Annotated in this window: 22 protein-coding genes, 1 tRNA gene and 1 pseudogene; 14 read left to right on the top strand and 10 right to left on the bottom strand. The window is 71.1% G+C overall.

The genetic code is table 11. From position 1 onward, the window contains the following. The 12 genes from HP445_RS08850 (at position 1) to HP445_RS08795 (ending at position 12,300) form a co-directional block, all read left to right on the top strand. Positions 1-480 (top strand): hypothetical protein, encoded by a 480-nt coding sequence (locus HP445_RS08850; protein ID WP_110863361.1) that lies wholly within the window; start codon positions 1-3, stop codon positions 478-480. Next, entirely contained in the window at positions 456-3,281 is a 2,826-nt protein-coding gene (gene topA, locus HP445_RS08845) for a type I DNA topoisomerase (RefSeq protein WP_128781021.1), read from the top strand. Before HP445_RS08850 ends, topA begins: the two co-directional genes overlap by 25 nt. Next, on the top strand, positions 3,278-3,913 hold the full coding sequence (tmk, locus tag HP445_RS08840; protein WP_128781022.1) for a dTMP kinase: 636 nt from the start codon (positions 3,278-3,280) through the stop codon (positions 3,911-3,913). Before topA ends, tmk begins: the two co-directional genes overlap by 4 nt. Positions 3,914-3,938: 25 nt before the next feature. Continuing rightward, positions 3,939-5,081 (top strand): DNA polymerase III subunit delta', encoded by a 1,143-nt coding sequence (locus tag HP445_RS08835; protein ID WP_071404998.1) that lies wholly within the window; start codon positions 3,939-3,941, stop codon positions 5,079-5,081. Positions 5,082-5,105: 24 nt separating this feature from the next. Continuing rightward, positions 5,106-5,741: a TetR/AcrR family transcriptional regulator gene (locus HP445_RS08830; RefSeq protein ID WP_128781023.1), complete on the top strand. Its 636-nt coding sequence runs from the start codon at positions 5,106-5,108 to the stop codon at positions 5,739-5,741. Positions 5,742-5,785: 44 nt separating this feature from the next. Further along, positions 5,786-5,858, top strand: a tRNA-Thr gene (locus HP445_RS08825). Between the two features lie 181 nt (positions 5,859-6,039). Next, positions 6,040-6,837 carry a glycoside hydrolase family 16 protein gene (locus HP445_RS08820; protein WP_128781024.1) on the top strand — a complete coding sequence of 266 codons (798 nt, stop codon included), beginning with the start codon at positions 6,040-6,042 and terminating at the stop codon, positions 6,835-6,837. Between the two features lie 189 nt (positions 6,838-7,026). Further along, a complete protein-coding gene (locus HP445_RS08815; RefSeq protein ID WP_071404995.1) occupies positions 7,027-7,467 on the top strand; it encodes a BLUF domain-containing protein in 441 nt (146 codons plus the stop codon). Positions 7,468-7,567: 100 nt separating this feature from the next. Beyond that, positions 7,568-8,563 carry a Gfo/Idh/MocA family protein gene (locus tag HP445_RS08810; protein WP_128781025.1) on the top strand — a complete coding sequence of 332 codons (996 nt, stop codon included), beginning with the start codon at positions 7,568-7,570 and terminating at the stop codon, positions 8,561-8,563. Positions 8,564-8,636: 73 nt separating this feature from the next. Further along, positions 8,637-10,148 (top strand): D-alanyl-D-alanine carboxypeptidase/D-alanyl-D-alanine endopeptidase, encoded by a 1,512-nt coding sequence (dacB, locus tag HP445_RS08805; RefSeq protein WP_128781026.1) that lies wholly within the window; start codon positions 8,637-8,639, stop codon positions 10,146-10,148. A gap of 23 nt (positions 10,149-10,171) precedes the next feature. Continuing rightward, a complete protein-coding gene (locus HP445_RS08800) occupies positions 10,172-10,792 on the top strand; it encodes an isochorismatase family protein (protein ID WP_164941212.1) in 621 nt (206 codons plus the stop codon). Further along, entirely contained in the window at positions 10,789-12,300 is a 1,512-nt protein-coding gene (locus tag HP445_RS08795; protein WP_372496362.1) for an NAD-dependent succinate-semialdehyde dehydrogenase, read from the top strand. The genes HP445_RS08800 and HP445_RS08795 overlap by 4 nt, the downstream gene beginning before the upstream one ends. 76 nt (positions 12,301-12,376) lie before the next feature. On the opposite strand, the gene HP445_RS08790 is transcribed toward HP445_RS08795, so the two are convergent. From HP445_RS08790 to HP445_RS08755, 8 genes and pseudogenes are all read right to left on the bottom strand, one after another. Next, positions 12,377-14,230: an ABC transporter ATP-binding protein gene (locus HP445_RS08790; protein WP_128781027.1), complete on the bottom strand. Its 1,854-nt coding sequence runs from the start codon at positions 14,228-14,230 to the stop codon at positions 12,377-12,379. Between the two features lie 7 nt (positions 14,231-14,237). Then, positions 14,238-14,453, bottom strand: coding sequence for a hypothetical protein (locus tag HP445_RS08785; RefSeq protein WP_027466417.1), 216 nt, complete (start codon positions 14,451-14,453; stop codon positions 14,238-14,240). Positions 14,454-14,718: 265 nt separating this feature from the next. Continuing rightward, on the bottom strand, positions 14,719-16,098 hold the full coding sequence (locus tag HP445_RS08780) for an MFS transporter (protein WP_110863353.1): 1,380 nt from the start codon (positions 16,096-16,098) through the stop codon (positions 14,719-14,721). Between the two features lie 220 nt (positions 16,099-16,318). After that, a pseudogene (ribA, locus tag HP445_RS08775) lies at positions 16,319-16,948 on the bottom strand (GTP cyclohydrolase II); the annotation flags it as partial. A gap of 29 nt (positions 16,949-16,977) precedes the next feature. Continuing rightward, entirely contained in the window at positions 16,978-18,066 is a 1,089-nt protein-coding gene (gene ribD / locus HP445_RS08770) for a bifunctional diaminohydroxyphosphoribosylaminopyrimidine deaminase/5-amino-6-(5-phosphoribosylamino)uracil reductase RibD (protein ID WP_217499835.1), read from the bottom strand. Between the two features lie 91 nt (positions 18,067-18,157). Next, the gene (locus HP445_RS08765; protein WP_071406390.1) at positions 18,158-18,712 is read right to left on the bottom strand and encodes a GNAT family N-acetyltransferase; all 555 of its coding nucleotides are present in this window, start codon (positions 18,710-18,712) and stop codon (positions 18,158-18,160) included. A gap of 2 nt (positions 18,713-18,714) precedes the next feature. Next, the gene (gene trpS, locus HP445_RS08760) at positions 18,715-19,725 is read right to left on the bottom strand and encodes a tryptophan--tRNA ligase (RefSeq protein ID WP_111029433.1); all 1,011 of its coding nucleotides are present in this window, start codon (positions 19,723-19,725) and stop codon (positions 18,715-18,717) included. A 41-nt stretch (positions 19,726-19,766) separates the two neighbouring features. Further along, positions 19,767-20,609, bottom strand: a complete 843-nt coding sequence (locus HP445_RS08755) for an exodeoxyribonuclease III (protein ID WP_128781029.1) — start codon at positions 20,607-20,609, stop codon at positions 19,767-19,769. Positions 20,610-20,661: 52 nt separating this feature from the next. On the opposite strand from HP445_RS08755, the gene HP445_RS08750 reads away from it, so the two are divergent. Next, a complete protein-coding gene (locus tag HP445_RS08750; protein WP_111054456.1) occupies positions 20,662-20,994 on the top strand; it encodes a hypothetical protein in 333 nt (110 codons plus the stop codon). Between the two features lie 92 nt (positions 20,995-21,086). Here the strand turns inward: HP445_RS08750 and HP445_RS08745 are convergent, their stop codons facing one another. Together HP445_RS08745 and HP445_RS08740 are read right to left on the bottom strand one after the other, a co-directional pair. Further along, positions 21,087-21,359 (bottom strand): HPr family phosphocarrier protein, encoded by a 273-nt coding sequence (locus HP445_RS08745; protein ID WP_022905912.1) that lies wholly within the window; start codon positions 21,357-21,359, stop codon positions 21,087-21,089. 69 nt (positions 21,360-21,428) lie between these two features. Beyond that, a complete protein-coding gene (locus HP445_RS08740) occupies positions 21,429-22,199 on the bottom strand; it encodes a DeoR/GlpR family DNA-binding transcription regulator (RefSeq protein ID WP_071406394.1) in 771 nt (256 codons plus the stop codon). A gap of 251 nt (positions 22,200-22,450) precedes the next feature. On the opposite strand from HP445_RS08740, the gene ptsP reads away from it, so the two are divergent. Further along, the gene (gene ptsP / locus HP445_RS08735; RefSeq protein WP_128781030.1) at positions 22,451-24,109 is read left to right on the top strand and encodes a phosphoenolpyruvate--protein phosphotransferase; all 1,659 of its coding nucleotides are present in this window, start codon (positions 22,451-22,453) and stop codon (positions 24,107-24,109) included. Positions 24,110-24,115 lie beyond the last annotated feature (6 nt).

Raw genomic sequence — 24,115 nt, 5'->3', positions numbered from 1 at the left:
GTGACGATCCCCGACGGCCAACGCGGCTCGGCGACCGTGCTGCTCGTGGCGGTCCTCGGCGTGGGGGTCCTCGTCGGGTCGACGGCGCTCGCCGCCGCCGGTCACCGCACGCAGGCCCTCCGCGCCCAGGGCGCCGCCGACGCCGCCGCCGTGGGCACCGCGGCGGCCGCCACCGGGCTGGTACCGGGGGAGCCGTGTGCGGTCGCGACCCGGATCGCCACGGCGAACGGGGCCGCCCTCGACGCCTGCGAACTCGTCGCCACCACGGCCCGCGTCCGCGTGGTCGTGGGCACCGGACCGTTCGTCGTCGGCGCACTCGCGGTGGCCGGTCCGGCAGGCGACCCGCCCGAACACTATGTGTATGGTGTGCCTGTCGGCCCGCGGTCACCGATGTCCCGGTCGACCCGGACACGCTCGTGGCCAGGGCCGATCAGCACCATCGATCAAGGAGACACGTGCCAGGCACGAAGAAGCTCGTGATCGTCGAGAGCCCTGCGAAGGCGAAGACGATCGCGCAATACCTCGGTGACGGATACGAAGTCCAGGCCTCGGTCGGACACATCCGCGACCTCGTCGAGCCGAAGAACCTGCCGCCCGAGCTCAAGAAGGGCTCCCTCGGCAAGTTCTCGGTGGACGTCGACAACGGCTTCGAGCCGTACTACGTCGTGTCCGACGCCAAGAAGAAGACCGTCTCCGAGCTGAAACGCGCCCTCAAGGACGCCGACGAGCTCTACCTCGCAACAGATGAAGACCGCGAGGGTGAAGCGATCGCGTGGCACCTGCTGCAGGTCCTGAAGCCGAAGGTCCCCGTCAAGCGGATGGTCTTCCACGAGATCACGAAGGAGGCGATCCAGCGCGCGCAGGAAGCCACCCGTGAGCTCGACACCGCCCTCGTCGACGCGCAGGAAACCCGCCGCATCCTCGACCGTCTGTACGGGTACGAGGTCTCCCCGGTCCTGTGGCGCAAGGTCGCCCCCGGTCTGTCCGCCGGCCGTGTGCAGTCCGCCGCCACCCGTCTCGTCGTCGACCGCGAGCGCGAGCGCCTGGCCTTCGTGTCCGCCAACTACTGGGACCTCTCCGCCCGGTTCGAGAAGGCCGGCGAGTCCTCCTTCTCGGCGCGACTCGCCCGGATCCACGGCACCCGCGTCGCCTCCGGCCGTGACTTCGACGACCGCGGCACGCTCAGCGGTGACGTCGTCCGGCTCGACGAGGCCGCTGCCGCGTCGCTGACGACGGTCCTCGAGCGCGCCGGTGACGCCACCGTCCGCAGCGTCGACTCGAAGCCGTACACGCGACGCCCCGCCGCGCCGTTCACCACGTCGACGCTCCAGCAGGAAGCCGCGCGAAAGCTCCGTCTGTCCCCGCGACAGACGGCTCGCGCTGCGCAGACCCTGTACGAGAACGGCTACATCACCTACATCCGTACCGACTCGGTCTCGCTCTCGAAGCAGGCCATCGACGCGGCCCGCAAGCAGGCAGCGGACCTGTACGGCTCGGCCACCGTGCCCGACAAGCCCCGCCTGTACGCGAGCAAGAGCAAGAACGCGCAAGAGGCGCACGAGGCGATCCGTCCCGCCGGCGACTCCTTCCGCACCCCGCAGGACCTGCAGGGCACCCTCACCGGTGTCGAGTGGCGCCTCTACGACCTCATCTGGAAGCGCACCATCGCGTCCCAGATGGCGGACGCGAAGGGTTCGACCGCATCGATCGTGCTCGGCATCTCCTCCACCGAGTCGGTCGAGGGCATCGCCTCGACCGCGAACGGTACGGATGCCGAGTTCACCGCATCCGGCACCGTCATCACGTTCCGCGGCTTCCTCAGCGCCTACGAAGAAGGCCGTGACGAGGACCGCCACGAGTCGTCCGAGCGTGCGGGCCAGGACGTCGCCCTGCCGAACGTGGCCCAGGGCGAGCACCTCGCGGTCACCGACGTCGAGGCGAAGGGGCACGACACCACCCCGCCGCCGCGCTTCACCGAGGCGAGCCTCATCAAGACGCTGGAAGAGCTGGGGATCGGGCGTCCGTCGACCTACCCCACGATCAGCCCGACGATCATCGACCGCGGCTACGTCTCGCTCCGCGGCACGCAGCTGGTGCCGAACTGGATCGCGTTCAGCGTGGTGCGCCTGCTCGAGGAGTACTTCGGCGAGCTCGTGGAGTACGACTTCACCGCCGAGATGGAAGAAGACCTCGACCGCATCGCTCGCGGCGACGCCGACCGGGTGGACTGGCTCAAGGGCTTCTACTTCGGTGGCGGCGACGACGACCAGCGCGGCCTGCGGACGGTCATCGACAACCTCGGTGAGATCGACGCCCGCGAGATCAACTCGGTCGAGCTCGCTCCGGGCCTCACGCTCCGGATCGGACGGTACGGCCCCTACATCGAGGTGCCGAGCGACGACCCCGAGAAGCCACGGCGCGTCAACGTGCCCGAGGACCTCGCTCCCGACGAACTGACCGTCGAGAAGGCGAAGGAACTCGTCGACGCCCCGGTGATCGGCGACCGTGTCGTCGGGATCAACCCGGAGACCGGCAAGGAGGTCCTGGCGAAGGACGGCCGCTTCGGCCCCTACGTCACGGAGCGCACCCCGGAGCCCGAACCCACCGTGGACCCGAAGACCGGCGAGGTCGTCGAAGCGCCCGCAGCGGCAGAGGCCCCCGTGGCCGACGCGGCTGCTGCGACCGCGACGAGCGAGACGGCGTCGGCGACCGCGAAGAAGGCCCCCGCCAAGAAGGCGCCTGCGAAGAAGACGACGAAGAAGGCCGCGGCGCCGAAGGAACGCACCGCTTCGCTCTTCAAGTCGATGGACCCGCAGACCGTCGACCTCGAGACCGCGCTGAAGCTCCTCGACCTGCCCCGCGTCGTCGGCCAGGACCCGGAGACGGGCAACGACATCACGGCGCAGAACGGCCGGTACGGGCCGTACCTGAAGAAGGGGACCGACACCCGGACCCTGCCCGGCGAGGACGCGATCTTCGACATCGACCTGCCCGGCGCACTCGAGCTGTTCGCGCAGCCGAAGTACGGCGGCAACCGCATCGCGAGCGCCGCGCTCAAGGAGTTCGACGCTGACCCGGTGTCCGGCAAGCCGATCAAGATGAAGGACGGCCGGTTCGGCCCGTACGTCACCGACGGCGAGACGAACGCGACCATCCCGAAGGGCGAGGACGTCGAGGCCGTCGACCACGCCCGCGCGGTCCAGCTCATCGCCGACAAGCGTGCCAAGGGGCCGGTCAAGAAGAAGACCCCGGCTCGTCGGACGGCGGCCAAGAAGAAGTGACCGGTTGCTTCATCACGCTCGAGGGCGGCGACGGCGCGGGCAAGACGACCCAGGCGGAGCAGCTCTCGGCGTGGCTCGGTGCGCACGGTCGGACCGTGGTCCGCACCCGCGAGCCCGGCGGCACCGACCTCGGCGTCCAGATCCGGCAGATGGTCCTGCACGAGCGGGGCCACGTCGCGCCCCGGGCCGAGGCGCTGCTGTACGCGGCCGACCGAGCCCAGCACGTCGAGACGGTCGTCCGTCCGGCGATCGCACGCGGTGAGGTCGTCCTGCAGGACCGCTACATCGACTCGTCCGTCGCCTACCAGGGCGTCGCGCGCGGCCTCGGTCCCGAGCAGGTCCGGTCCGTCTCGGAGTGGGCAGCGGACGGTCTGGCACCGGACCTCACCATCCTGCTCGACCTCGACGTCACCGTCGGACGCGCCCGGGTGGCCGCGGCGCGGGGCGACACCTTCGACCGTCTCGAGTCCGAGGCTGCGGCGTTCCACGAGTCCGTCCGTCAGGCCTTCCTCGCGATGGCCGAGGCCGAGCCGGCGCGCTTCCTGGTGGTCGACGCCTCAGCCCCGACCGACACCGTGCAGGACGCGGTCCGTCGAGCGGTCGCCCCGCTCGTCGGGATCGACCCGGCATGACGGTGGTCACTGACAGGATGGTCCCGTGAGCGTGTGGGACGGCCTGACCGGGCAGGAAGAAGCGGTCGCGTCGCTGCGCAACGCAGCCGAGTCCACCGACGGCACCGGCGGAATGACGCACTCGTGGCTCATCACCGGCCCGCCCGGATCGGGTCGGTCGAACGTGGCGACCGCCTTCGCCGCGGCGCTCGTGGGCAACGGCCCCGACGACGACCACACCCTGCGGCAGATCACCGCGAAGACCCACCCCGACGTCTCGGTGCTCACGACCCAACGCGTGATCATCACGATCGACGAGATCCGGCAGCTCGTCACGTCGTCGTACTACTCGCCATCGGTCGGGCGGTACCGCGTCGTCATCATCGAAGACGCCGACCGCATGACCGAGCGCACCTCGAACCTGCTGCTCAAGGCGCTCGAGGAACCCCCGGAGCGCACGGTGTGGATCCTCTGTGCTCCGAGTGAGGCCGACCTGCTGCCGACGATCCGGTCGCGCGTCCGCTCTGTCCGCCTGCGCGTGCCCGGCATCGAGTCCGTCGCCGACCTGCTCGTCGCCCGGACCGGTGTCGACCGTGCCCTCGCGATGGATGCTGCTCGCCAGGCGCAGAGCCACATCGGCATGGCGCAGCGTCTCGCCACGAGCGAGCCGGCCCGTGACCGTCGCCGCCGGACCCTGACGACCGTGCTCGGTGTGCGGAGCGTTGGTGACGCCGTCATGGCGGCCGCCGAGCTCCTCGCCGTCGCCGACGAAGACGCGAAGTCCATCACCGAGCAGCGCGACTCCGAAGAGCGCGACGCGGCCCTGCGCTCGCTCGGGGTCGAACCCGGCGGGACGATCCCGCCGGCGCTCCGGTCGCAGCTCCGCGCCCTCGAGGACGACCAGAAGCGCCGGGCGACCCGGAGCCTGCGCGACGGGCTCGACCGGATCCTGGTCGACGTCTCGTCCCTGTACCGCGACCTGCTCCTGCTGGGGCTCGGAGCCCCCGCGGAACCGGTCAACCTGGCCATGCAGGACCAGCTCGAACACGCGCTGCCGACGACACCGCCCGCTGCCGCGCTCGAGGTCCTCGACGCCGTGGCCCTGGCGCGCCAGCGCATCGCGGCGAACGTGGCGGCACTCCTGGCGCTCGAAGCACTGCTCGTCACCATCGCCCGCGCCCGCCGCTGAGGCACGGCGTGCGACAATCACGGCATGCCCGACGCTGAACCCGGCCTGCGCGAACGGAAGCGCCGCGCCACCCGGCGCGCCATCCAGCAGGCTGCGCTCCGGATCGCCATCGAGGACGGCCTCGGCGCGGTCACGGTGGACGAGATCTCCCGGCGGGCCGACGTCTCGCCCCGGACGTTCTTCAACTACTTCCCGAGCAAGGAGCAGGCGATCCTCGGGGACGACCCGCAGCTGCCCGACGACGCCGCGTTGCAGGCGTTCGTCGACGGTGGTCCGAGCGGAGACCTGCTCGCCGACATCGGCACGCTGCTCGTGCACTCCACGCGGGAACTGATCGAGGAGCGCGGGCTCATCGAGGAGCGGCAGCAGGTGCTCCGCGCGAACCCGGAGTTGTTCAGCCGTCGCATGGCGTCGATGAAGGAGTTCCAGTCGGAGCTGCAGGCGGCCGTCGCGCGCCGGCTCGAACACGCCGACCCGGAGCTCGCCGCCGACGCCGAGGCGCTCCGCCGGCGCGCGGGTCTCGCGGCCATCGTCGCCCTCGCCGCCCTGCGCCACGCGTGGTGGGAGTGGTCGGGTTCCGAGGCCGGAACACACCTGGTCGACGAGCTCGAACGGTCCTTCTCCGAGCTCGGCGTGCTGGTTTCGCGTTCACTCGTCTGAACCTGTATAGTCATTGCTCGTGCCACTCCGGACATGGAGTGTGCGCCGCCTTAGCTCAGTCGGTAGAGCGATTCACTCGTAATGAATAGGTCGTCGGTTCGATTCCGACAGGCGGCTCCGTGAACACCCCGGTCAGGCCCACTCGAAGTGGCTCTGACCGGGGTTTTCGTATTCCGGACGAAACCCGTGTCCCTCGCCCGAGGGACAGACGTCGGGCGCGTCCGCGGGCTAGCCTTGTCCGCGATACGGGGGACACGATGACCGACCACCAGCCCAGCGCTCCACCGGCGGTGACGCCGTGCTGAAGCGTGTCCTGGTCATCGTCGTGGTCGCTGCCACCGCCGGGGCCCTCGCGGTCACCGCGGCAGCCGTGCCCGAGTCCCGGGCCACGTCCGCATCGACCTCGTCGCCGAGCACCGGTCCGTCCGCGACCCCGACGGCGTCCGCGACCGGTCCCGCGTACCTCGCGGACCGCGAGCTGACCTTCTCCGAGGACTTCGACACCCCCGCCGCAGCGGGCGGCCCCTTCGCCGAGACGTACCGGAACTCGTGGCAGCCGTACCCCGACGGTACGGGCGGCAAGTACTACTCGGACAAGCTCATCAGCGCCCACGACGGCTACCTCGACGTCGCGATGGACGGAGAGCACGGCGCTGCCGGAACGTTCGGCACGCCCACCGGCGCCTGGTCACACGTCGGCGGCACCTTCAGCATCCGTGCGCGGGCGACCGGTGGCGACGGCAACGGGATCGCGGTCATGCTCTGGCCGACGTCGAACGCCTGGGCGGACGGCGAGCTGAACTACCCGGAGGGGCAGTTCAACGGCTCACCGCGCGTCTTCCACCACTCGATGCTCCAGGGGCTCGAGAAGCGGACCGAGCACTACAACACCCGGGTGTCCTGGAACGACTGGCACACCTACACGACCGAGTGGGTGCCGGGGAAGATCATCCGGTACTACCTCGACGGCAAGCTCGTGTTCACGGTGCCGCGCAACGTGCCCACCACGCCGCATCGCTACATGTTCCAGATCGGCAACTGGGGCGACCCGGGGCACGTGCAGATCGACTGGGTCCGCACCTACGACACGGAGTGACCAAACCCCCCGGACGGGGGCTCCGAATCAGTCCGGTCGTACGACCCGACACCCGTGTGCTCGCGTCGATGACCCGAACCTCGACGCGGGTGCGCGGGCGGGAACGATCCCCGTTCTGGGGATTCCCCTGCCGGGCCACTCGGACAACGATGGGACACGAACCCGTTCCGTCGTCACCGAGAGGTCGTCATGCTGCTGTCCCTGGTCTACATGAGCGCAGCGAACGAGGTGTTCGACCAGGAGCGGCTCGACGCACTGCTCGAGCACGCACGGGTCCGCAACACCGCGTCCGGCCTGTCCGGTCTGCTCGTCTACAAGGACGGCCGGTTCATGCAGCTGCTCGAGGGCCCCGAGGCGGCCGTGCTCGAGACGTACCAGCGCATCATCGACGACCCGCGGCACACCGACGTCGGCCTGCTCGTCGAGGAGCGCATCCACACCCGGCGTTTCGGCGAGTGGAAGATGGCGTTCCACCGGGAGGCCGAAGCCGACCTGCCCGACGGCTTCGACTCGTTCCTCGCCGAGGGCGATGCGAGCGCCGACACGAGCCGTGCCCGTGAGCTCCTGCGCTGGTTCCGGAACCACCCGATGGCCGCCCCGGACGCCGCGCTCGGCAAGCACCGCCGCTGACGACCCGAAGCGGGCACCGCCGCTGACCGCCCGACGCGGACCCCGCTGACGACCGCGGCGGGCCGCGCCACACCCCACCCCACGCTGGTAGACAGGACCCATGACGGTTCGCTGGGGAGTCATCGGCACAGGCGGCATCGCACGGTCCTTCGTGGGTGACTGCACCGCGGCCGGCATCGTGTTCACGGCCGTGGGCAGCCGCACCCGGGAACACGCCGAGGCCTTCGCCGCCGAGTTCGGCATCGAGCGGGCCCACGGTTCCTACGAGGACCTGGTGGCGGACGACGACGTCGACGCGGTCTACGTCGCGACCCCGCACGTCCGGCACGCCGAGGACGCCCTGCTCGCGATCCGGGCGGGCAAGCACGTCCTGGTCGAGAAGGCCTTCACGATGACCGCGGCCGAGGCCAGGACGGTCGTCGACGCGGCTCGGCAGGCGGGCGTCGCGGTGATGGAGGCGATGTGGACCCGGTTCCTGCCCCAGATGGCGATGATCCGCGAGATCGTCGCCGAGGGACGGATCGGCCGCCCGATGGTGGTCGAGGCGACCCACCACCAGGCCCTCCCGACGGACCCCGGCCACCGGTTGCGCGACCCGGCACTCGGCGGGGGAGCGATGCTCGACCTCGGGATCTACCCGGTGTCCTTCGCGGTGGACGTGCTCGGGGTGCCGACCGCGCTGGTCGCAGCCGGGACGCTGAGCGAGCAGGGCGTCGACGAGCAGATGGGCCTGGTGATGACGCACGAGGGCGGTGCGCAGTCGATGATCCACTTCGGGATGGACCTGCGGAGCCCGAACACCGCGTCGATCATCGGCGAGACCGGCCGCATCGACCTCGACTCCACCTGGTACACGCCGACCACCTGGCGGATCCGCGATCGCGACGGAGCCGTCGTCGAGGAGTTCGACGGCCGCGAGGAGCTCGCCGGGTACGCGCACGAGGCCCGCGCCTTCGAGACGATGATCACGTCGGGCCGCCACGACGGCGGCCCGATGGACCCGGACGAGACCGTCGCGATCATGGCGGTGCTGGACGAGGCACGACGCCAGGTCGGGGTCCGGTACCCGGCCGACGGTCCCGTCACGGCTCCCTGATCCGGCTCCCGTCCGCCACGGATCCCGGATCCGGCCTGGAGGCTCCTGCCGCAGTTCCGTAGGATCGGTCGCGATGTCCGAGCAGCAGCCCACCCCGCGTTCCGTCCCGGAGCGGTTCCACGCCGCCGTCACCGCGGTGCGCGCCTCCGCCGCGCGACGCCCGGTCCCGTGGATCGCCGGTGGTCTCGCGGCGCTGCTCGTGGTCGGTTCCGGTGGGGCCGTCGCCGTTGCGGCGGCCACGACCCCGGACTCCCGGACCGCTGCGGCGCCGAGCCCGACCCGGACCGCGTCCTCGGCTCCGGACCGGACGACCACCACGAAGCGCCCGACCACGAAGCCGTCCCCCACCCCGACCCCCGAAGCCCGCGCGGTGCCGGACGACCTCGCCGGTCCGTCCGCGCTCCGGGCCTGCTCGATCGCGACGGCTGCGTCGGCGAGCGGCCTCGGCGACTTCGAGGGGTACGTGATGGACGCGAAGACGGGCAAGGTCCTGTTCTCGAAGCACGGCGAGCGGGCCGCCCAGACCGGCAGCGTCATGAAGACCCTGACCTCGGCGACCGCGCTGTCGGTGCTCGGGGGCGACCACCGCATCCCGACGACCGTCGCACGGGAGTCCGCGAACACCGTCGCCCTGGTCGGCCACGGCGACGCGACACTGTCCGCCGGCGGCGGCACGGTGTACCCGGGCGCCCCGACCCTCGCCCAGCTCGCGCAGCAGGTGAAGGCGAAGGTCGGCGACACCCCGGTCACCACGATCGTCACCGACGACTCGTACTGGAGCGACGCCGACGCCTGGGACCCTACGTGGCCGGTGTCCGAACGCACCATCGGGTACCAGCCGAAGGTCACGGCGCTCATGGTCGACGGTGACCGGGCGAACCCCGCAGCGGCGACCTCGCCCCGGTCCGAGGACCCGGTCGGACGCGCCGGCATCGCCTTCCGGACGGCACTGGCGAACGCTGGTGTCGCCGGCGCCGGGTCCGCGCAGATCGTCAAGCGGGCGACCACCGGCACCGAGACGATCGCCACGGTGTCGTCGCAGCCGGTGTCGACGCTCATCGGGCAGATGATCCCGAACTCGGACAACACCCTGGCCGAGATGCTCGCCCGGGTGTCCTCGAAGGAGTCAGGCTCGAACGGTTCGGCGGCGTCGCTGTCGTCCGTGTACCAGTCGGCACTGCGCTCCTACGGCCTCGACCCGGCCGGCATCGTGATCAAGGACGGCTCGGGCGAGAGCGCCTCGAACGCCGTGTCGCCGGAGTTCGTCGCACACCTCATGGTGCAGGTCGCCTCCGGCGCGAAGGGCCTCGGCACGCTCGCGAACGCCCTGCCGGTGTCCGGCCAGTCCGGCACCCTGGCCAGCCGGTTCACCGGCGCGAACGCGGTCGCTCGCGGCAAGGTGCACGCCAAGACGGGCTGGATCGACAGCGCCAACACCCTCGGCGGCTACATCGACGCCGCCGACGGGTCGCGGCTGACCTTCGCCTTCTACGCCATCGGATCGCCGCGTACAGCGGCACTGCCGGCACTCGACGCGGTGACCGCCGCGACCTACTCGTGCGGGAGCAAGCTCACCGGCTCCTGAGCCGACGGGTGTTGGATGGACCCATGGCAAGAGCACTGCTCGTCGTGGACGTCCAGAACGACTTCGCCGAGGGCGGTGCGCTCGCGGTCACCGGGGGAGCGGCGCTCGCGAAGCGCATCACCGCGTTCCTCGGTCGGCACGGGGACGAGTACGACCTGATCGTGGCGTCCCGCGACTGGCACCACGGCGACGACGACAACGGCGGACACTTCGCCGGACCCGACGGACCCGACTTCGTCGACACGTGGCCGGTGCACTGCGTCGCCGGCACGCCCGGCGCCGATTACCACCCCGATCTCGACACCGCACTGATCGACGTCGACGTCCGCAAGGGGCAGGGCACGCCGGACTACTCGGCGTTCCAGGCCCGGACCGAGGCGGGCGTCCCGCTGGCCGAGGTGCTCGCCGAGCGCCGCGTGCACACGATCGACGTCGTCGGCATCGCCACCGACCACTGCGTCCGTGCCTCGGCGCTCGACGCCCGTGCCGCGGGCCTCGACGTCGCCGTGTACGAGGACCTGGTGGCCGGCGTCGACGTCGAGCGCAGCGCCCGGGCGCTCGACGAGATCCGGGCGGCCGGCGGACACGTCGACCGCAGCGACATGGACGAGGGCCTCGCGAACCCAGGAGGAGCACGACTGTGACCGACACCACCACGAACGAAACCACCACCACCACCACCGTCGCCGACGAGCACGTCCGCGTCGAGAACGTCCCCACCGGACTCTTCATCGGCGGCACCTGGCGCGCCTCGTCGAGCGGGTCCACCTTCGCCGTGCACGACCCGTCGACCGGTGCCGTCCTGGCCGAGGTCGCCGACGCCACCCCCGAGGACGGCATCGCCGCCCTCGACGCAGCCGCCGCGGCGCAGGAGTCGTGGGCAGCGACGGCCCCGCGCACGCGCTCGGACATCCTGCGCCGGGCCTTCGACCTGGTGCACGAGCACGCCGACGACCTCGCTGCCCTGATGTCGCTCGAGATGGGCAAGCCCCTGGTCGAGGCCCGCGGTGAGGTCGTCTACGGCGGCGAGTTCCTGCGGTGGTTCTCGGAGGAAGCGGTCCGCATCACCGGCGACTACCGCACGAACCCCGAGGGCACCGGCCGCGCGATCGTGCTGAAGCGTCCGGTCGGCCCCGTGTACGCGATCACCCCGTGGAACTTCCCGCTCGCGATGGCGACGCGGAAGATCGGCCCGGCCCTGGCCGCCGGCTGCACGGTGGTCGCGAAGCCGGCCGACCTCACCCCGCTGACGACCCTGTTCCTGGTCGAGCTGTTCCGCCGTGCCGGGCTGCCGGACGGCGTGCTCAACGTGATCCCGTCGAGTGACGCCAAGGGACTGTCGGAGCCGATCATCGCCGACCCGCGCCTGCGCAAGCTGACGTTCACCGGTTCGACCCCGGTCGGTTCGGCGCTCCTCAAGCAGGCGGCGGACAACGTGCTCAAGACGAGCATGGAGCTCGGCGGCAACGCTCCGCTGCTCGTGTTCGACGACGCCGATCTCGACGAGGCGGTGGACGCGGCGATGCTCGCGAAGTTCCGCAACACGGGCGAGGCCTGCACCGCCGCGAACCGGTTCTTCGTGCAGGACGGCATCGCCGACGCGTTCGTCGCGGCCCTCACCGCGAAGGTGGACGCCCTGCGCGTCGGCCGGGGCACCGAGGACGGCACGACGCTCGGACCGCTCATCGACGACCGCGCCGTGGACAAGGCCGCCTCGCTCGTCGACGACGCCCTCGGCCGCGGTGCCCGGCTCGTCACCGGCGGCCACCGGATCGACCGCCCGGGCACCTTCTACGAGGCGACCGTGATCGACGACGTGCAACCCGGCTCGGAGATCATGACGACGGAGATCTTCGGACCGGTCGCCTCGGTCACGCGCTTCAACACCGAGGACGAGGGGATCCGGCTCGCCAACGACACCGAGTACGGGCTCATCGCCTACGCCTTCACGACCGACTTCCGGCGTGGTCAGCGGCTCGCCGAGCGCCTGGAGACGGGCATGCTCGGGCTGAACACGGGCGTCGTCTCGAACGCGGCGTTCCCGTTCGGCGGGGTGAAGTCCTCGGGCCTCGGCCGCGAGGGGTCGCACGAGGGCATCGAGGAGTACCTCGAGACCGTCTACGTGCTGACGCCGGACCCCTTCGCCGCCTGAGCCAGAGCCAGAGCCAGAGCCTGACCCCGAGCCCGGATCGACGGTACGGCCGCGGTACTCGCGGCCGTACCGGCACTCACACCAGCAGCTGGTGCTTCGCCAGGTCGCGGTAGAGCGGCGTCGACTCGACGAGCTCGGAGTGCGTGCCGCTGCCGACGACGCGGCCGTGCTCGAGCACGACGATCACGTCGGAGTCGACCACCGTCGACAACCGGTGGGCGATCACGAGCAGGGTGCGGTCCTCGGCGACGGCGTCGATCGCGAGCCGCATCTTCTGCTCGTTGACCCCGTCGAGTGACGACGTCGACTCGTCGAGCAGCAGGATCGGGGGAGCGGCGAGCAGCGCGCGGGCGATGGCCAGGCGCTGCCGTTCCCCACCGGAGAGCATCACGCCGTCCTCACCGACCTGCGCGTCGAGACCGCGGGGATCGCGGTGCAGGACCTCGCCGAGGTTGACCGCCTCGAGCACCCGGACGCAGTCGTCCTCGGTGGCGTTCGGCGACCCGAGCAGCAGGTTGGCGCGGATCGTGCCGGCGAGCACCGGCGCGTCCTGCTCGACGTAGCCGATCTGGGCACGGAGCTCGTCGCGGTCCATGCCGCGGACGTCGATGCCACCCAGGCGGATGACGCCGTCGGTGGGGTCGTAGAACCGCTCGATGAGCGCCAGGGTCGTCGACTTGCCGGCTCCGGACGGACCCACGAGTGCGACGCGCGACCCACGCGGCACCCGGAACGACACGTCGTGGAGCACCACGTCGTCAGCTGGGCGCTCGTCGTCGACGCGATCCGGGCCTCCTGGGCGGTCCGCGGGGTCGGACGCGACCGCACCGTCGGCACCCGAGGCGTCCGCCTGGGCGCGGTACCGGAACGAGACGTGCTCGAACGCGATGGCGTCGTCGGTGGCGACCGCTGCGGCGGGCCGGACCGACTCGTCGTCCTGGGACTCGGTCGGCAGGTGCAGGATCTCCTCGATCCGGCCGAGCGCGCCGAGCGCCTGGGCGACCGCCACGGCCGCGCCCATCGCCTGGCCGAGCGGCATGATCATCATGAAGAGCAGCAGGATGAACGTGATGAGCGTCGCGATGGTGATGGTGCCGGCCGCGACCTGTGCCCCGCCGACGCCCAGGACGGCGATGAACGCGACCTGCATGACGATGCTCGCGACGGGGACGACGAACGCGGACATCTTGGCGATGTCGAGGCCCCGCTTGTAGGCCTCGGTCGCGTGGCCGTCGACCTCGCGCACCTCGCGTGCGGTGGCGCCGGCCGCACGGATCGTGCGGACCGCACCGATGCCGCGTTCGACCGCGGCGGTGAGGTCTCCGACCTTCTCCTGCGCACGCTTCGAGGCGACCCGGATGCGACGGCTCAGCCCGCCGACGACGACGATCGCGATCAGGACGATCACGATCACGATGCCGAGCAGCAGCGGGTCGATGATCGCCATCGCGATGATGGCGCCGATGAACGTGAGCGCGCCGCCGATCGACTCGATCAGCCCCTGGGTCAGGACGGCCCGCAGGAGCGTGGTGTCGCTGCCGACGCGGGACACCAGGTCGCCGGTGCGCCGCGTGTCGAACTCCGAGATCGGCAGGTTGAGGATGCGGGCGATGAGCTTGCGGCGGGTGGAGAGCACGACGCCCTCGCCCGCACGCTGCAGCAGGAAGTGCTGCACGCCGTTCAGCACCCCCGCGACGATGACGAGCCCGACCAGCAGCCACACGAGCGTGCTGAGGGTGTTGCCCTGCTGCACCGCGGTGATGACCTGGTTGACCAGGAGCGGCTGCGCGAGCGAGGCCCCCGCCCCGAGGACGCTCAGCACGATGATCACGACCATCGCGGGCTTGTTCTCGAACAGGTAGGACAGCAGGCGACCGAACGTGGCGCGGGGGCCGTCGGAGGTCTTCGGGCGTGCGAAGGGGAAGCTCATCGTGTTCCTAGTTTCTGCCGTACTTCTTGTGCACTGCCTGTCGGCTGACACCGAGCAGCGTCGCGATCTCCTGCCACGAGGCGCCGGCGGTGCGGGCACGCCGCGCGGCGAGCTCTTCGGTCCGGTCGAGCTCACGGCGCAGCTCCCGCACGTTGGCGAGGGCGGAGAACGGGTCGTCCCCTGACGCTCCGGCCGCGAGGCTCGTGATGGTCGGTCGGTCCATGCCTGTCAACCTACATTGACGCACCGACATCCGTCAACCTGCGTTGACGTCGTCTCGCCGCGCTGCATCGGGTGCGCAGACGCCGGCGTCCTCGTTCGACGCCGCCACGCGCGCGAGACGCCGCCGAATTCGGCGGAGTCTCGGCGGCCAGGCGGCGTCCCGCTGACACGACGGCGTGTTGCGCGGGGAGCGAGGCGCGCGCACGACGAACGGGAGGCCCGGTGCCAGCTGGCACCGGGCCTCCCGTCCGTCAGGTGGTCGCCGATCAGGCGTCGGCGATGTCCTTCGACTTCGTCTCGCGCACGAAGAGCAGCGCGACCAGCGTCACGACCGCGGCGATCGTCAGGTACAGGCCGACCAGGAAGATGTCGCCGTCCGGCTTCCAGAGCGCCAGCGCGATGGTCGGGGCGAGTGACGCACCGAGGATCGACGCGACGTTGTACGCGATGGCCGAGCCGGTGTACCGGACGTTCGTCGGGAACAGCTCGGGCAGCAGCGCCCCCATCGGACCGAACGTCAGCCCCATCAGCGAGAGCCCGACGATGAGGAACGTCACCACCGTGATCGGGCCGCTCGACGCCGCGAACCAGAACTGGAACGTCAGACCGAACAGCGCGATGCCGATCGTGGTCGGGATGAGGGTCTTTCGGCGACCGAACTTGTCGGCGAGCAGCCCCGCGATCGGCGTGAAGATGCCGAAGAACACGACGCCGATCATGAGCAGGGTCAGGAACTCGCCACGGGTGTAGCCGAGGCCGACCTTCGGGACGAGTGCGCTGGCCTCGGAGCCGGTCGTGCCGTACGACAGGGTGAACGTCGTCATGAAGTAGAAGAGCACGTACGTGGCGACCATGCCGAACGTGCCGACGATGACGGCCCGCCACGAGGTGCGGAACACGCGACCGAGCGGGACCTTCGCGACCGTGCCCGACTCCTGCACGCCGCGGAACACCGGCGACTCGACGAGCTTGAAGCGCACGTACAGACCGATGATGACGAGCACGGCGGAGAGCAGGAACGGGATGCGCCAGCCCCACGCCTGGAAGTCGGCGTTCGGGGTGCCGTCGGCGCCGGCGGGCATCGCCGCGTTGATCGCGATGAACAGGCCGTTGGCGAGCAGGAAGCCGATCGGGGCACCGAGCTGCGGCATCGAGCCGAACACGCCGCGCTTGCCCTTCGGCGCGTTCTCGGTCGCGAGCAGGGCGGCACCGGACCACTCGCCGCCGAGCCCGACGCCCTGGGCGAAGCGCATCACGGCGAGCAGGACCGGGGCCCAGACCCCGATGGTGTCGAACGTCGGCAGGCAGCCGATCAGGAACGTGGCGGTGCCCATCACGAGCAGCGACGCGACGAGGGTGGTCTTGCGGCCGATCCGGTCACCGAAGTGCCCGAAGATGATCGACCCGACCGGCCGGGCGAAGAACGCCAGGGCGAAGGTGACGAAGGACGACAGCTGCGAGGCCGTCGGGTCCTCGTTCGGGAAGAACAGCGTCGGGAAGACGAGCACCGCAGCGGTCGCGTAGACGTAGAAGTCGTAGAACTCGATCGACGTGCCGACGAGGCTCGCGATGACGACGCGGGAGCGCGGGTTGCCGGCGGGTGCCGGAGCGGAGGTGGGGGTTGCGGGTGCCGGGGCGGCGGTCATGACAGGGCGAGGTCTTCCGTGCTGCGTGCTCCCGGCGGAGAGCACGAGGATCCGAAACGGCGGACACCGATCGGTTCGCGCGGGGTGGCGCGGGCACCGATCGGGTGCGTTCGGTTGAGGGGGGACCGCTTGTGACGGAAGCCCGATCATACGACAGATGTCGTCTGCCTGCGAATCAGCCCAGAGTCAGCTGGCCGCAGCGTCCGTCTCCTGCGCGCGCTCAGGCGCCCGCGCCGGCACCCGCTTCGAGGTGCTCGGGCAGCTGGTGGCCCATCCGGTCGCGCTTGGTGTCGAGGTACCCGGCGTTCTGCGCCGAGATGCCGACGACGAGCGGCACGAGGGAGTCGACGGTGATGCCGTGCTCCTCGAGCTGGCGGCGCTTCTCCGGGTTGTTCGACAGCAGCCGGACCCGGGTGATGCCGAGGTCGGCGAGGATGCCCGCGGCGCCGCCGTAGGCACGGGAGTCGGCGGGCAGGCCGAGCGCGAGGTTGGCGTCGAGGGTGTCGAGACCGTCCTCCTGCAGGCGGTAGGCCTTGAGCTTGTTGATGAGGCCGATGCCGCGGCCCTCTTGCCCGCGCAGGTAGATGACCACGCCGCCCTCGGCCGCGATCGTGTCGAGCGCGGCGTCGAGCTGGGGGCCGCACTCGCACTTCAGCGAGCCGAAGGCCTCACCGGTCAGGCACTCGGAGTGCACCCGGACGAGTGCGCCGTCGGTGGGCATCGAGCCGTCGGGCAGGGTGCCGATGATCGCGACGTGCTCCGCGCTCGTCACGAGGTCGCGGTAGGCGCGCATCTGGAAGGTGCCGTGCGTGGTCGGCACGTTCGTCGACACCTCGAACTTGACCGGGCTCCCCGGCGTGGGGGAGGTCAGCGCATCGGTCATGGGGTGCTCCGGTCGTTCGTGGGCCCGTCGTTCCCGAGCCCGGGTGTCGCGTCGTGCTGCTGCTGGCGGTCGTGCTGGTGCTGGTTCTGGTGATGCGGATGCTGCGGTCGGGCTCGGACCAGCAGGTCGGGGCCGAGGCTGGTGGTCGATAGTACGTCCAACCGCCGACGGTCGGAGATGCTTCCCACCCCCAGGTCGTCGAGGGCGACACGGGGGCCGCCGAGCAGCACCGGGGCGATGTACACCAGGTACTCGTCGACGAGTCCGGCGGCGATGAGCGCCGAGGCGACCGTGGGGCCACCCTCGACGAACACCGAGTGCACCCCGTGCCCGCGCAGGGCACCGAGCGAGGTGGCCAGGTCGTGTCCGGGCAGGGTGACGAGCCCCCGCGGGTGCCGCCGGACGGCGGCGTCGGCCGGCACCGGGCGGTCGCCGAGCACCACGGCGAGCGGCTGGTCGGCGAGCAGTTCGCCGGCGTCCCCGCGCGCGGTCAGGCTCGGGTCGTCGGCCAGGACGGTGCCGGTGCCGACGAGGATCGCGTCGTGGGCTGCGCGCTGTTCGTGCACGTGCTGGCGTGCGGCGGCGCCCGTGATCCACTTGCTCGTGCCGTCGGCAGCGGCGGCGCGCCCGTCGAGGCTGGACGCCCACTTCACGGTGACCCACGGTCGGCCGAGCCGGACCGAGAGCAGCCACCGTTCGAGGAACGCCTCGGCCTGGTCGGCCAGGACCCCGGAGACGACCTGGACCCCGGCGGCACGGAGTCGATCGGCGCCGCCGTGCACGTCGGCTCCGGGGTCGTCGATCGCGTACACGACCCGGGCGATCCCGGCGTCGAGCAGGGCCACGGCGCACGGCCCCGTGCGGCCGACGTGGTTGCAGGGTTCGAGGGTGACGACCGCCGTCGCGCCGCGCAGCAGTGCCGGGTCGACCTTGGCCATCGCGTCGACCTCGGCGTGCGGGGTGCCGGCGCCCTTGTGCCACCCCTCGGCGAGGACCTCGCCGGTGGGGGAGAGGATCACGGCGCCGACGCGGGCGTGGTCGCCGACGACGGGCCCGAGGGCCGCGAGTTCGAGCCCGCGGCGCATCGCCCGGACCTCGGTGGGTCGTGCCGTGTCGCTCACGGGCCGAGCCTACCGGCGGTGGTTGGGTGACACGTCACCACGGTTGTGAACGCGTTCAGGCGACGGGCCAGGGGAGCTCGGAGGCTGGGGTGCCGTCGGCGCGTCGCAGTGCGGTCCACGCCGCGGTCGGGCCGCCGTCCCGGTCCGGCACCCGGGCTGCGCCGAGGCCCGTGAACGAGAACCCGGCCGCACGGGCGACCGCTGCCGACGCTGCGTTGCCCTCGTAGCACTCCCAGTAGACGTCCGGCGCGCCCTGCTCGAACGCCCAGTCGACCACGAGCCGGACGGCGTCGTGCATGAGTCCGGCACCGCGCGCGGACGGTGCGAGCCAGAACCCGAGGTCACGACCGGCGGTGCGGTAGCTGATGATGCCCGCGAGCCACGTCGAACCGGCCGGTCGGATCGCCCACGTGTACTCGCGGTCCGATGCCCACCCCGGTCCGACCAGGGCGTCGACGAAGGTCCGGGCGTCCTGCTCGCGGTACGGCGTCGGCACCGTCGTCCACCGGACGATCTCCGGGTCCTGGCAGGCCTCGGTGATCGCCGCGGTGTCGGCGCGCGTGGGCAGGTCGAGCCGGACCCGCGCGGACTCGAGCGTGACGGGCTGCACGGTCAGCCGCGCGACCGCGGGACGAACCCGATGCGGTCGTAGACACGGGCCAGGGTCTCCTGCGCGATCGACTCGGCGCGGTCGGCACCGACGGCGAGCAGCCGGTCGAGCTCCGCCGGGTCGTCGAGCAGTTCGAGCGTGCGGGCGCGGACCGGTTCGAGCTCGGCCACGACGGCGTCGGCGACCTCGCCCTTCAGGTCGCCGTAGCCCTTGCCAGCGAACGACTCCTCGAGCGCGGCGATCGAGGTGCCGGTGAACGCCGACAGGATCGACAGCAGGTTCGTCACGCCGGGCTTCGTCTGGCGGTCGGCCCGGATCTCGCGCTCGGCGTCGGTGACGGCCGACTTGATCTTCTTCGCGGTGCGCTTCGGGTCGTCGAGCAGGCGGATGAGGCCGTTGTCCGACGCTGCGGACTTGCTCATCTTGCTGGTCGGGTCCTGCAGGTCGTAGATGCGCGCGGTCTCGGTCAGGATGCGTGCCTCGGGCGTGACGAAGGTGTCACCGAACCGCGAGTTGAAGCGTCCGGCCAGGTCGCGCGTGAGTTCGACGTGCTGGCGCTGGTCGTCCCCGACCGGCACGACCTTCGTGTCGTAGAGCAGGATGTCCGCGGCCATCAGGATCGGGTAGGTGAAGAGCCCGACCGACGCAGCCTCGGCGCCCTGGCGTGCCGACTTGTCCTTGAACTGGGTCATCCGGCTCGCCTCGCCGAAGCCGGTCAGGGTGTTCAGTACCCAGGCGAGTTCAGCGTGCGCGGGCACGTGCGACTGCACGAACAGCGTCGCCTTGGACGGGTCGATGCCCGACGCGATGTACTGCGCAGCGGTGGCCCGGGTGTTCGCGCGGAGTTCGGCCGGGTCCTGGGGCGAGGTGATGGCGTGCATGTCGACGACGCAGTAGATGGCGTCGTAGTCGTCGAGCAGGGTCCTCCACTGCATGAGCGCCCCGACGTAGTTGCCGAGGTGCAGCGATCCGGCGGACGGCTGGATGCCCGAGAAGATGCGGGTCTTGGTCATGGTGGTGCTCCGGTGCGTCAGGTGAAGCGAGAGAAGAGGGGTCAGAGTTCGTAGTCGACGACCACGGGGGCGTGGTCGGACCATCGCTGGTCGTACGCCGCGGCGCGGTCGACCGTGTACTCCGTGACCTTGGCAGCCAGGTCGGGCGTCGCCATCTGGTAGTCGATGCGCCAACCGGTGTCGTTGTCGAACGCCTGCCCGCGCCACGACCACCACGTGAACGGGCCGTCGACGTCGCCGGCCTGGGCGCGACCCACGTCGACCCATCCGAGGCCGGGGCCCGTGGAGCCGTCGGCACCCTGGACCGGTTCGCCGTCGGCGCCGAAGAACCGCGAGAAGTAGGCGCGCTCGCGCGGCAGGAAGCCGGCTCGCTTGACGTTGCCCTTCCAGTTCTTGATGTCGCGCTCGTCGTGCCCGACGTTCAGGTCACCGACGACGACCGCGAGCGGGTTGTGCGCCCGGAGTGCCGGCAGCCGCTCGGTCATGGCGTCGAGGAACTTCCACTTCTCGTCCTGCTTCGGGGTGTCGACCTCGCCCGAGTGCACGTAGGTGGAGACGACGGTGACGGTCGTGCCACCGATCTCGTAGTCGGCCTCGAGCCAGCGGCCTGCCGAGTCGAAGTCGTCCGGGCCGAGCGCGACGCGGTGGATCTGAGCGGAGTGTCGGGATGCGATCGCGACACCGGCCCGGCCCTTCGCGGTCGCCGGGTCGTGCACGATGTCCCACTCGTCGCCGAGCAGCGCCGCCAGGTCGTCGCTCGACGCGCGCACCTCCTGCAGGGCCAGCACGTCGACGTCGCGGGTGGCGAGCCAGTCGCCCATGCCCTTGCGGAAGGCGGCGCGGACGCCGTTCACGTTGACGGATGCGAGGCGCAGGCGTGTCATGCAGAACACCTTATCGGCGGGCGCCGACAGCCCCCGGCCGTACGATCTGCCCATGACCGTCGTGATGACCGTCGGCGAGCTGCTCGCCGCGTTCCGACCCGTGGCAGCGCAGATGCTCCGTCCGGACGAGTTCCGCTCAGCCCGCTTCTGGGTGAGCCCGCACGGGGACTGGGAACTCGACCACGAGGAGGACGAACTCATCGACGGCTCGATGAGCGTCGTCTGGGAGATCGGGGGCGAGACCCAGGGGACGAGGAGCCTCGTCGAGGACGTCGACGACCTGCCCGGACTCCTCCAGGACCTCGCCGACGACCTGCAGGACTTCATCGCCGAGAGCTCCTTCGCCTGGGGCGAGCTGCGCGCGATCCCGCCCATCGCGCCGTAGCGGCGACCGGACGACGCACGGGAGGCACGGTGCCAGCTGGCACCGTGCCTCCCGTCCGTCTGGTGGTCGCGTGCAGGACGCGACCTGCGCGATCAGGCCGCGTCGTGGTCCGTCTTCAGGAACTCGACCAGGCTGTCCGCGGTGGTCTCGGCGTCGTCGCCCGAGACGGTGAGGGTGACCTCGTCGCCGTTCTCGATGCCGAGCCCGAGCAGGGCGAGGATGCTGCCGGCGTTCCCGGACTTGTCGCCCTTGGCGATCGTGACCTGGTGCCCCGACGCCGTCACGGTCTGGACGAAGAGGGATGCGGGGCGAGCGTGCAGGCCGGATGCGCTGGCGACGGTCACGGTGCGGGTGGCTTCGGACATCGATGTACTCCTGTCGATGGGTGGTTGGCTCATGCTAGCGAGCACTGGGTGGGCGGGGACGGGGCGCGGTCAGGGTCGGCCGGGCCAGAAGACCTCGGTGCCGGCGGCCTCGACCTCGCGGACCAGGTCGAGGTTGACGGCGGGGTCGGTGATGATCGTGTCGATCGCGGCGAGCGGGGCGACGCGACCGAACTCCTCACGGCCGAACTTGGTGTGGTCGGCGAGCAGGATGCTCCGTCGTGCGGACTTGATCATCGCGCTCTTCACGGCGGCCTCGGCCATGTTGTGGGTCGTCAGGCCGCGCTCCGGCGTGATGCCGTTGATGCTGATGAAGGCGACGTCGACGCTGACCATGCCGATGAGCTGGTGCGTCCAGGTGCCGACGCCGGCCAGGGAGTCGCTGCGGATGTTGCCGCCGAGCAGGTGCAGGTCGATGCCCGGGCGGTTCGCGACGGCGGTGGCGACGGGGAGCGAGTGCGTGACGACGGTCAGCCCGCGGTCGGTCGGCAGCAGCTCGGCCAGGCAGATGGTCGAGGTGCCGGCGTCGATCATGATCGAGCCGTTCTCGGGTAGTTCGGCCAGGGCGGCCTCGGCGATGACCATCTTCTCGGTCTGGTTGATGCCGCCACGGTCGCCGACGCCGGGGTGCAGGGTGATGCGCTCGACGGGGATCGCACCGCCGTGCGCGCGACGGACGAGACCGCGGCGTTCCAGGCTCGTCAGGTCGCGGCGGATGGTCTCGGGCGTGACGGCGAGCGACTCGGCCAGGTCCTTGACGTCCACCCGGCCCTGCGCGCGCGCCTGCTCGACGATGCGCTGGTGGCGTTCTGGTGCGTACATCGGACCTCGTCGTCTCGGGTCGGAACGGAACGGACATGCTCGGGCACGACATCCGCGATGTCGTCCCGTGCGTTCGATCCGCCAGACGCAAACGGGCATCTGTTTCTGCATTTTTATCCCCGGATGTGTTTGTTTGTCAACGCGAAGCGGGGTAGTGTGCTGATCAGCCGCACGGGCGTGGTCTGTTCCCGTGTCGTGTGCACCGAACGATCCACCCCACCGCAAGCGCGTGTGAGATGAAGGAGTCTCGAATGTCCGAACTGCTCGGCACCGGCGTCGGCCGTGGCGTTGCCCACGGCCCCGTGCTCCGGATGGCTGACCCGCTCGGCGAACCGTCGAAGGACGCCCTGGTGGGCTCGGCGGACGACGCGAAGCAGGCCGTGCACGACGCACTGGCCGCCGTGGCGGACGACCTCAACAAGCGCGGACAGCTCGCCGGTGGCGACGCCCAGGCCGTGCTCGAGGCCCAGGCGCTCATGGCGCAGGACCCGACGCTCCTCGACGACGTGCACACCCGCATCGACGGCGGCACCAACGCCGAGCGTGCCGTGTACGAGGCGTTCGCCCAGTTCCGCGACCTGCTCGTCGGCATGGGCGGCTACATGGGGGAGCGCGCGGCCGACCTCGACGACGTCGCCCAGCGCATCATCGCCAAGCTCCGCGGCGTGCACGCCCCCGGCGTCCCCGAGTCGGACACCCCCTTCGTCCTCGTCGCCCGCGACCTCGCCCCGGCGGACACCGCGTTGCTCGACCTCGAGAAGGTCCTGGCGCTCGTCACCCGTGACGGCGGCCCGACCTCGCACACCGCGATCCTCGCCCGTGCCAAGGGCATCACCGCCATCGTCGGCGTGACCGGTGCCGACGACCTGGCCGACGGTCAGTCCGTCGTCGTGGACGCCATCGCCGGCACGGTCGTCACCGACCCCGACGCCGCACTGGTCGCGGACGTCGAGCGCCGCATCGCCGAGCGTCTCGCCGCCGCAGCGGCACCGCTCACCGCCGGTGCCCTCGCCGACGGCCACGTCGTGCCCCTGCTCGCGAACCTCGGCAGCCCCGCCGACGCCGCCGGCGCCGTTGCTCTCGGTGCGGAGGGCGTGGGGCTCTTCCGCACCGAGTTCCTCTTCCTCGACTCGCCGAAGGCCCCCACGGTCGACGAGCAGACCGAGTCGTACCGCCAGCTGCTCGCCGCGTTCCCCGGCAAGAAGGTCGTCGTGCGCGCGCTCGACGCCGGCGCCGACAAGCCCCTGCCGTTCCTCACCGACAAGGACGAGGAGAACCCGGCCCTCGGGCGCCGCGGCCTGCGTGCCCTGCGGAACCACCCCGAGGTCCTGCGCGACCAGCTGACCGCGCTCGCCCAGGCCGACGCCGCGACCGAGGCCGACCTGTGGGTCATGGCCCCGATGGTCGCCGACGCCGAGGAGACCGAGTACTTCGTCACCCTGGCCCGCGAACTCGGCATCCGCACCGCGGGTGTCATGGCCGAGGTGCCGTCGCTCGCGCTGATGGCCGAGCAGGTGTTCCAGAACGCCGACTTCGTGTCGATCGGCACGAACGACCTGACCCAGTACACGATGGCCGCCGACCGCATGCTCGGCACCGTCGCGTCGTACCAGGACCCGTGGCACCCCGCCGTCCTGCGCCTCGTCGCGCAGCTCGGCACCGCCGGAGCCACGGCCGGCAAGGCCGTCGGGATCTGCGGCGAGGCAGCAGCCGACCCGCTGCTCGCCGTCGTCCTGGTCGGCCTCGGCGCCACGACCCTCTCCATGACCCCCGCGGCCCTGGCCGACGTGCGCGCCGAACTCGGTCGCTACACGCTCGAACAGGCCCGCGAGATGGCGACGGCGGCACTCGCCGCGAGCACGGCGGCGGCCGCGAAGTCCGCTGCCGCGTCCGCGGTGCACGCCGCCTGACCCACC

Source organism: Curtobacterium flaccumfaciens (genome assembly GCF_013359815.1).
Taxonomy (GTDB): Bacteria; Actinomycetota; Actinomycetes; order Actinomycetales; family Microbacteriaceae; genus Curtobacterium; species Curtobacterium flaccumfaciens.
The sequence above is the reverse complement of the archived record's forward strand: the minus strand, read 5'-3'. Positions and strand labels throughout refer to the sequence as shown.